Below are 8,287 nucleotides of genomic sequence, written 5' to 3'. Positions count from 1 at the left end.
GGGCAGGCTCTCTGCCTCCCGTTCTTCCAGCAGCAGCCCCACGAAGGCCCGCAGGGGCCAGTCGGGGTTGCGCTTCATGAACCACGTCAAGTCGCTCTTGCCGGCCCAGTCCCGGTACCAGGCCAGGCTGAATCCCAGCTTGGGCAGCCAGCGAACCATGTGCTTGCGGGTGCAGGGCACCCACCACTGGGGCAGGCGCACTCCGTACTGCCGGGCCAGTTCCGCCCAGTGAGGAGCGTCCAGGAAGTCCCAGCGTAGGTTGGCCTTGGCCCACTCCCGTTGCGCTTTCCTGGCCTCCCGACTCTTGGCCCGGCCTCTGGCTCTGGCTGCGTCCGAAAGGCCATTTGTGGTGGGTTTTCCGGGGGTTTTCGTGCGGTTCTGGGTAGGGGCAGTGTCTTTCATCATGTGGCCTCCAAAACGCCCAACGTTATTGTCAAGTAGTGGCCTTAGCAGCCATCCTATCGGCTCCCGGACAGCGCTCTGCTGATGGCCCTGGTGGCAGCGCTGTCGTCCCCGGCCAGGGCGTGGCTGTACACCTGGGCCGTGATGCCGCTGTGAGCGTGGCCCAGCCGCCGGGACACTTCCGGCAGGGGCAGACCTTCGCTCAGGAGCAGACTGGCATGCTGGTGCCGGAGCCCGTGCGGGGTCACTTCCGGGAGGCCCAGCCGCCGGCATTCCCGTCGGAGGGCATGGCTCACAACGCTGGCGTGTAAGGGCCTGCCCGTCTCTCCGGTGAACACCAGGCCGGAGTCGGTCCAGGCCGGCCCGGCCCGCAGCCGCCATTCTGCCTGTACGACTCTTTGGCGCTTCAGGGCAGCGGTTCCCTCCGGTGGGAGCGAGACCGTGCGGCTCCCCGCCTTCGTCTTGGGCTCGGTCACTACCCACTCCCCCCGCACATACTGCCCGGCCTTGGTGATGTTCACCACACTCCCCTGAACGTCCGTCCATTCCAGGGCCAGGGCCTCCCCCAGCCGGCACCCGGAAGCCAGCAGCAATACCCACAGGGACTGAAGCCAGTGGCCTGCCGTGCCGGCCAGGAAGGCGGCCAGCTCCTCAGGGCTCCACACTTCTCGCTGCTCGACCCGGCACTGGGGTCGGAGAACCCGGTCAGCCGGGTTCTCCGGCAGCCATCCCCACAGCACCGCCAGGGAGAGAGCCTTGTGTAACATCCCATGAATCCGTTGAGCCGTCCGGTGCTTCCCCTGGGATTGCAGGTCGGCATAGAGGGACTGGAGCCTGTGAGGTTCCAGGCGGCTTAGCTTCACCCTCCCCAGGTCCGCCAGGTGACGCTCACACAGCCACCGGTAATCGCTCCCGGTCTTGGGCTTCCAGTTCGGCGCCGACGTTTCCAGCCAGGCGTCCATCAGGTCCGAGAGGGTCCGCCTGCCAGGGTCGGGGAGGACGCCACCGCTCGCCTGCTGCCTGAGCTCGGCCAGCTTGCGACTGGCCTCCGCTCTGGTCTTTCCGTACACTACCCTCCGACGTCCGTTCACCTGGAGCGATGCCTGCCAACGCCCGTCCTTTCGCTGAAAGACACTGCCCTCGCCGGGACTCCGCTTGCCCATCGTCCGCTCCTTTGCCCCGACGTGATGGTGTACTGATGGTGTCAGAACAAACGTGCTACTGGCGACCTACTACCGGTAGGGCCAGGGCCAGGCAGGCACCCCTAGGGGTAGTGTGCGGGTGTAGCGCAGCGGTAGCGCATCTGCTTCCCAAGCAGAGAGTCGAGGGTTCGAATCCCTTCACCCGCTCTCGATCCTTATGCCGGCAGCGCCTCCAGGTCTCTAGTGGACCTGGAGGTTTTCGTGCTGTGCCCAGGCCTTCTCCTCTCCAGCCCGGTACACCGGTACCATTGACTCGGCGGACTCAGGTTGTAACCTGATGGGCGCAAGGGCCCGCGGAGGGGATCGCGCTTGGAGTGCGGAGAGGCGCGCCCAGGCCCTCGGGTTCGCGCTCGCTGCCGGAGGGAGGCAGCAATAGCGATCTACGTCACTTCACTGGGTTGTCGCCTCAACCAGGCCGAGGCGGCGGCGCTACGGCGGGCCCTGGCCCGCCTGGGCCACGAGATGGTGAGCGAGGCGCGATTGGCGGATGTCGTGGTGCTGAACACCTGCGCCGTGACGGCCGAGGCGGAGCGCAAGTCTCGGCAGCTGCTTCGGCGCTTGCACCGCGAGAGCCCTGGGGCGCGCATCCTCGTCACCGGCTGCTATCCCCAGCTCGACCGCGATCTCGGCGGTGCGGCCGGTCTGGCCGACGCGGTAGTGGACAACGTGGCCAAACGGCGCCTTCTTGAGGCCCCCGAGCACTTCATTCCGCCTGCCAGCGCGGCTAACGGCCGCGCTGCTCCCGCTCTGCGGGCCCGAGCTCTGGTGCGGGTGCAGGAAGGATGCGACAACCGCTGCTCCTACTGCGTGGTGTGGCGGCTGCGAGGCGAGCAGGTCAGCCGCCCAGCCGGGGACGTGTTGGCCGAGGTGCGCCAACTGGTGGCGGAGGGACGACAGGAAGTGGTGCTCACCGGGGTGCACATCGGTGCCTATGGCCGCGACCGACTACGGCCGGAGGTGCCCGATCTTTCGGGGCTGCTCAGGCTGATCCTGGACCAGACGACGGTTCGCCGCCTGCGGCTCTCGTCCATCGAGCCCTGGGACCTGCGCCACCTGGATCTGTCCCTGTGGTCCGACCCGCGCCTGTGCCCGCACCTGCACGTGCCGCTTCAGAGCGGGAGCGATACGGTGCTGGGGCGGATGGCGCGGCGTTACTCGGCGGCCGAGTACGAGCGAGCCATCGCACGAGCGCGCGAGGCCATTCCCGACTTGGCGGTCACCACAGACGTAATAGCCGGCTTCCCAGGGGAGAGTGAGCTCGATCTGGAGGCGACGGTGGCGCTATCCCGCCGATGCGGGTTCGCCCGGATGCACGTGTTCCGCTTCTCGCCTCGCCCTGGCACGGCCGCCGCCCACATGCCCGATCAGGTGCCGCCGGAGGTCATCCGGGATAGAGCGGCGCGACTGCGGGAGGTGGCCGCTGAACTGGCCGCAGGCTATGAGGCTGGGTACGTCGGGCGGACGATGTCGGTTCTGTGGGAGCGGAAGCGCGAAGGCTGGTGGAGCGGCCTGACTCCGAACTACCTGCGGGTGCGCACCCGACATGCCGAAGACCTCAGCGGCCGGGCCACTTCCACCAGGCTCTGCCGGCGGGACAGGTACGGGTTGGTGGGCGAAGTGGTGAGGGAGCCGCACGCTCCGGGTGATTTGGCACTGCAGTTGCAGTGAGGATCTGTGGGTCTGCTGACCTCGCTGGGCGCGGGGCCGGCTGGGTCGCCGGGGGGATTTATGGGCGCTTTATGGTCGATTCACGCCCAGTTTACTGAATAAAGCTGGGGACATCGAGCATACTAGCGCAGGGCTACGTGGGCGCAGGCGCTCTGTCTTCGCCGCCCGGGCGGTGGGGAGCACGGCTGTGAGGATGCTCCTGCGCGTTGGATGGACCGACCCCGGGCGCGCCGAATGAAGACGATGCAGTTGCCGCCAGGCGGAGGGGGCAGGTGTTCAGGAGGGGCGACGACAGAATCTACTCGATCGGTCTCGTGGTGATTGTCTGCGCCACAGTTGGGGTGGTGATCTACTACGGGCTGATTCTGTTCTCACCCCGGAACCCGCTCAATCCCTTCCCGCCCAAGGCACCGGAGGTGGCTGTAGCTCAGGACCTGCCCACTCCTACACTGCCTCCCACCTGGACGCCCACCGTCACTCCCACGTCCACCTCGACTCCGACGGCCACGCCGTCGCCCACGCCCACGTACACGCCCACGGCCACGTTCACCGTGACGCCCACCCCTACGGACACGCCCACCGCCACTCCCATACCTCCGCCGACGAACACTCCGGGGCCCACAGCCACGCCCAAGCCTCCCCTCTACTTGATGTCCGAAATGAGGGCAGGGCCAGACTGCGCCTACACCGGCGTGTACGGCGTGGTATGGACGGTCACTGACCTTCCCCGCGAGGGGGTCCAGCTGCGCCTGTGGACGGAGCAGGGTCTCGAGTTCATCTCGGCGCCCACGGACCTGGACGGCAATTACGAGATCCAGGTGAGCGGAGAGCCGGTGGAGGCTCGCTGGTTCATGGAAGTGCTGGAAGGGGGCGTGGCCCAGTCTGAGGTGATCATCTTCGAGACCAGCCGCGGTTGCCAGAACGGCCTTCAGAAGTATCGCATTGACTGGAGAAGGACCGAATGATGGGGCGCACCAGTATCGGTACCAGACTGGCACTGGCAGGAGTGGTTTGCGCGCTCGCGGTCGCGACCCTGGTCTACTTTCCAGGGAATGCTGGCGCCCAGGAGCCCACGGCCCGGCCCACGCCCACTCTCGCCCCTGCCTGGACCGCTACTCCGACCGAGACGCTCACACCCACCATCACTCCCACGCCAACCGAGACCGGCACTCCCACTCTAACGCCGACCGTCACCCCCACCTTCACGTCCACGCCCACCCAGACCGGCACACCGACGCTGCGCCCGGTGACTCCCATCTCCACTGTGGACCGCTGGAAGTACCCGCCGCCTCAGCCGACGCCAGGCAACCCGGGGAGCGTGTCGGGTACGCCGGAGATTCTTCCGGTGGTGGGCCACAATGGCGCCAGTGTTGAGACCGGAGGGTGGGCCCGTGCAGGCGGTCTGCTGGTCGTTGTCGTGGGCGGCGGGCTGGCAGCTTTCCGCATACGAATCCGAGGCGACGCCCACCAAGACAAGACATTCTAGGAGCAGTGCTGCATACCATGTTGACGCGCATCAGGCTGATTCTCGCACTGCCGGTCGGTCTTCTGGCTATCCTCGCCTTGGTGGCAGGCCCGGTGCTGGCACAGACTCCTCCCACCCGCCCTATGCCCACCACAGTGCCGGGTTCTGAGGGTGACGGAGCGCTGGCCGCGGCGGGCAGCAGCTATGCCAACCTGGTGATCGAGGCCGTCGAGGTCTTGCCGGCCGCTCCTCTGGTGGGGCGGATGGCGGAGATACGGGTTACGGTGTCCAACACCGGTACCGGACATCCGACGGACGGCAGGGGAAACCCGGCCAACTTCTGGGTGGACCTGTTCGTGGACCCGCCGGTTGCCAGGGCAGAGGATCTGCTGAGCATGCCCGGCTACCCGCCCACTGCCAGCGAGGGGGTGCAATCGAATTGGCTGGCGCCCGGGCAGAGCTACGTGGTCAAGTTCGAGCTCTCGTTCGCCGAGTCTGGGATGCACGACCTGTATGCCGTAGTGGACATTGCGGAGCTGGACCTGCCCATTGGCAACGTTGATGAGGGGGGAGCCGCCGCCGAAAGCGACAACGCGTACGGCCCGCGGGCGGTAGAGGTGCGCCGGCCGAACGTGATCGTGGCCAAGGACAACGCCGACTTCGTGCGCGGGCCGGCGTCGAGTCTGGCGATTGTGCCGGTGCTGTCGGCTCGCGCCACCCCGGTGGCCACGCCTGCCCCGATAGGTAGCAGTGACAGGAGCGTCGGAAGCCTGTCGTTGAGCTTCGGAGATACGGCGCTGTCTCTGGGCTACTTCGAGGGGAACCCGGTTTACAGCCAGGGCACTCTGGATCCGATGCGGTACAACCTTGTGCCGCTTGACAGGAAGCTCAGCGATGACAGTAGCGGTAGGCCGCAGCAATCTGCGAGGATAGCTGCGGTTGAAGGCCTGGTTGTTGCGGTGTGGGAGGACCGAAGGAACAGCGCGCTGACAAGCTGGGACATCTACCTCACTTGGTCCGACAACCAGGGCAGAAGCTGGCGGAGGCCATACCTCGGGGAGGAGAGCATGGGAAGCGGCCAGGTCAACGACCCCGAGAGCACCGACTACGACCAACGGCATCCCGCTCTGGCGATTGGCACCGACGAGGTGGGGCAAACGCGTGTCCTGGTCGTCTGGCAGGACAATCGAAATGGCAAGTATGAGGTATGGGGACAGTGGTACGCTTACGTGCTCATGGGGAGTACCCTGCAGTTGTCTCCCGTGGGGTCTAACTTCCCAATAGCTGCTGCACCCAGCGCGAACTGCCTGACGCCCGATGTGGCAGCAGCAACGGACGCCCGGGTACGGTGGGGTGCCGGGACGGTGCCGACGAACTGGTACGTTACATGGCGCGAAGACTACAGCGACGGAGGCAGTCGCATTTGGATGCGTTCCTTCTTCTTCACCGACACGGACGAGGGCGGTGAGGATGGCGGCCGGTGGGAACCGCCTAGGAGGGTTGGGGACGCCCCGGGTCTGACCTATCAGCAATCCCCCAGAGTGACTGCGGGCCGCGTGTATCTTCCCACGTTCCTAGGCTTCGCTGCGGAATGCCAGGCTGATGGCAGGCCCAATCCGCAGTTTGAGGTTATCGAGCTCGAGCCCGTTGTTGTAGCCTGGGAAGACCTTCGAGCGGAGAACGGCTTGGCAGACGACGGCGTTGACAGCGACATCTATTGGACGTTCTCGGTGGATGGAGGCCGCACCTTTGCAGTGGATCGCATCCTGAACGACGACAAGGGTAGCGACCCACTGGCGCACAACGGCATCGCGCAGGCCGAGCCAGCGATCGGACTGGGGCAGAGCTCCACCACAGTGACGCTGGAGGACAAGTCAGGCCGCTGCTCCCCGTCAGAGGTGACGTATGAGTTAGCTTCAGTTGCAGTGTATTTCACCTGGCAGGACTTCCGTAACAGCCAGAACCATGCAATGGACAACAACCCTGATATCTATCTCGCTCGGGTGGACATCTTCCGCGACCCGGCAAACCCGGCTCTGTGGCGGGTGGATGCTGGCGCCAATGAGAAGTTGAACAGGGACTCGGATTACCTGGTGGCTGGCTCTGCGTGGCAAGGCCACCCCGACCTCACGGTGCGCAACTACGATGCCCCGGGCTCCGTGGGCGGGAAGGCCATAGATGTGTTCATCGTGTGGGCGGACGGGCGCAACCACGGGCAGAGCAACGTTGATGTGTACATGACCGTCCGGGGCGACCTCACTGGGTGCCAGGAAGAGGTCAGCCTGGTTGGGGACTTCCAGGTGAACAGCGGTGTTCACGTTAGCGAAGCCCAGGGGCCCGGCTTCGCTGACGCGAGCCAGGACCCACCGGCGGCCCAGCAGATGAGACCTGCGGTGGCAGCGGACATCCAACGGAGCATCGAAGGCTCTGACCCCTTTAGTGAAAGGCGCCAGCTGTGCCAAAGCAAAGAAGGCTACGTCTACGTCGTCTGGGACGATAACCGCGATCTGGTGTACGATCGAGACGTCTTCCTCGCTCGCTCCAATCTGACCTACTCCGGGGGTTACGATCGCCTGTACCCGTCGTACGATGGGTTGGTCTGCCATTACGGGTCAGGCTCCTACATATCCCCGGTCTTCGACTTGGCTGCAACCGACGTGCGCTGGGATCGGATCGAATGGAACGCAGAGACCCCGGTGGGCACGTTTGTAACCCTCCAGACTCGGCTCAGCTCTGATCCAGATAGCCTGGTGGCCTCACAGTGGCAACCATCGGTCCGGCCGTACGAGAGCGTCGGTGTGCCTATCCAGGGGTATAGCACGTCGGGTCAGCCTATAGTGGACGCTGAGGGGAACCTGCGCCCACAAGGACGGTATGTGCAGTTCCGAGTGAACATGTGGACACGTACCCCACTCGACCCGGCCAAGTACTGCGTCAATGAGGACGAGCGCGATTCCCCCGTTGCGTACAACGTTCCGCACACTCCGATTCTGTACTCTGTAAGCCTCCATTACGAGGGCGGCCCTCCACAGGTCTATCTGCCGCTTGCCATGAAGAATAGCGAGGGTGGCCCTCCTCTCAACCCAGATCCTTCCATCCCGCCTACGTCATGCTCGTTGTTACCCTCTTCGCAGGTCGTGCGGTTCAAAGGGGCCCTGCGGAGTATGCCTATGGAGGCCCGGCTGACTGGGTGCGCACAGGCTTCCGAGCTTGTGGACTACTGGGGGCGAGTCTATCACGCGGGTGGCGTCTACGTTCTGGTGTTCATGGAGGTCACCAACCGGGGCACCGAGTCCGATGACGTTGGCGGGCTGACATCGTTCAGGATTGCTGATTCCCAGGGCCGTCTGTTTGACATGGCGGACGTAATGGTACAGCTGGCGGCTGAGTACACGTACAACCTGGAAGGCACCTACGACCGCATCCAGCCCGGCTTCACCAGCCATATGGTGTTCGTCTTCGATATACACCCGTCCTCAGCGAGTCTGAGCCTCGTGTCGTCAAGTCCCTGGTGAAGAGGCTATCTCTGAGGGAAGTCCAGACGGTGCTA

The 8,287-nt window shown here is 65.1% G+C and carries 4 protein-coding genes, 1 tRNA gene and 2 pseudogenes; 5 read left to right on the top strand and 2 right to left on the bottom strand.

The features are described 5' to 3' along the window. Together HPY83_06400 and HPY83_06395 are read right to left on the bottom strand one after the other, a co-directional pair. On the bottom strand, positions 1-402 hold a 402-nt coding region (locus tag HPY83_06400; GenBank protein ID NPV07578.1), incomplete at its 3' end, for a hypothetical protein. A 56-nt stretch (positions 403-458) separates the two neighbouring features. Next, positions 459-1,565, bottom strand: a complete 1,107-nt coding sequence (locus HPY83_06395) for a tyrosine-type recombinase/integrase (protein ID NPV07577.1) — start codon at positions 1,563-1,565, stop codon at positions 459-461. A 114-nt stretch (positions 1,566-1,679) separates the two neighbouring features. Here HPY83_06395 and HPY83_06390 point away from each other — a divergent pair. The 5 genes and pseudogenes from HPY83_06390 (at position 1,680) to HPY83_06370 (ending at position 8,252) form a co-directional block, all read left to right on the top strand. Further along, positions 1,680-1,751: transfer RNA gene (locus HPY83_06390), tRNA-Gly, on the top strand. Positions 1,752-1,913: 162 nt separating this feature from the next. Beyond that, positions 1,914-3,272: a tRNA (N(6)-L-threonylcarbamoyladenosine(37)-C(2))-methylthiotransferase MtaB gene (gene mtaB / locus HPY83_06385; GenBank protein NPV07576.1), complete on the top strand. Its 1,359-nt coding sequence runs from the start codon at positions 1,914-1,916 to the stop codon at positions 3,270-3,272. A gap of 437 nt (positions 3,273-3,709) precedes the next feature. Next, positions 3,710-3,910 (top strand): annotated as a pseudogene (locus tag HPY83_06380) (calcium-binding protein). A gap of 431 nt (positions 3,911-4,341) precedes the next feature. Beyond that, positions 4,342-4,509 (top strand): annotated as a pseudogene (locus HPY83_06375) (calcium-binding protein). 266 nt (positions 4,510-4,775) lie between these two features. Continuing rightward, on the top strand, positions 4,776-8,252 hold the full coding sequence (locus HPY83_06370) for a hypothetical protein (GenBank protein NPV07575.1): 3,477 nt from the start codon (positions 4,776-4,778) through the stop codon (positions 8,250-8,252). Positions 8,253-8,287 lie beyond the last annotated feature (35 nt).

Source organism: Anaerolineae bacterium (assembly GCA_013178015.1).
Classification (GTDB): Bacteria; Chloroflexota; Anaerolineae; order DRVO01; family DRVO01; genus Ch71.
This window is presented reverse-complemented; position numbering and strand designations above follow the sequence as displayed.

Excerpts from the sequence above, each read along its gene's own strand:
- HPY83_06395 (NPV07577.1), bottom strand. The coding sequence starts at position 1,565 with ATGGGCAAGCGGAGTCCCGGCGAGGGCAGTGTCTTTCAGCGAAAGGAC.
- HPY83_06370 (NPV07575.1), top strand. The coding sequence starts at position 4,776 with ATGTTGACGCGCATCAGGCTGATTCTCGCACTGCCGGTCGGTCTTCTG.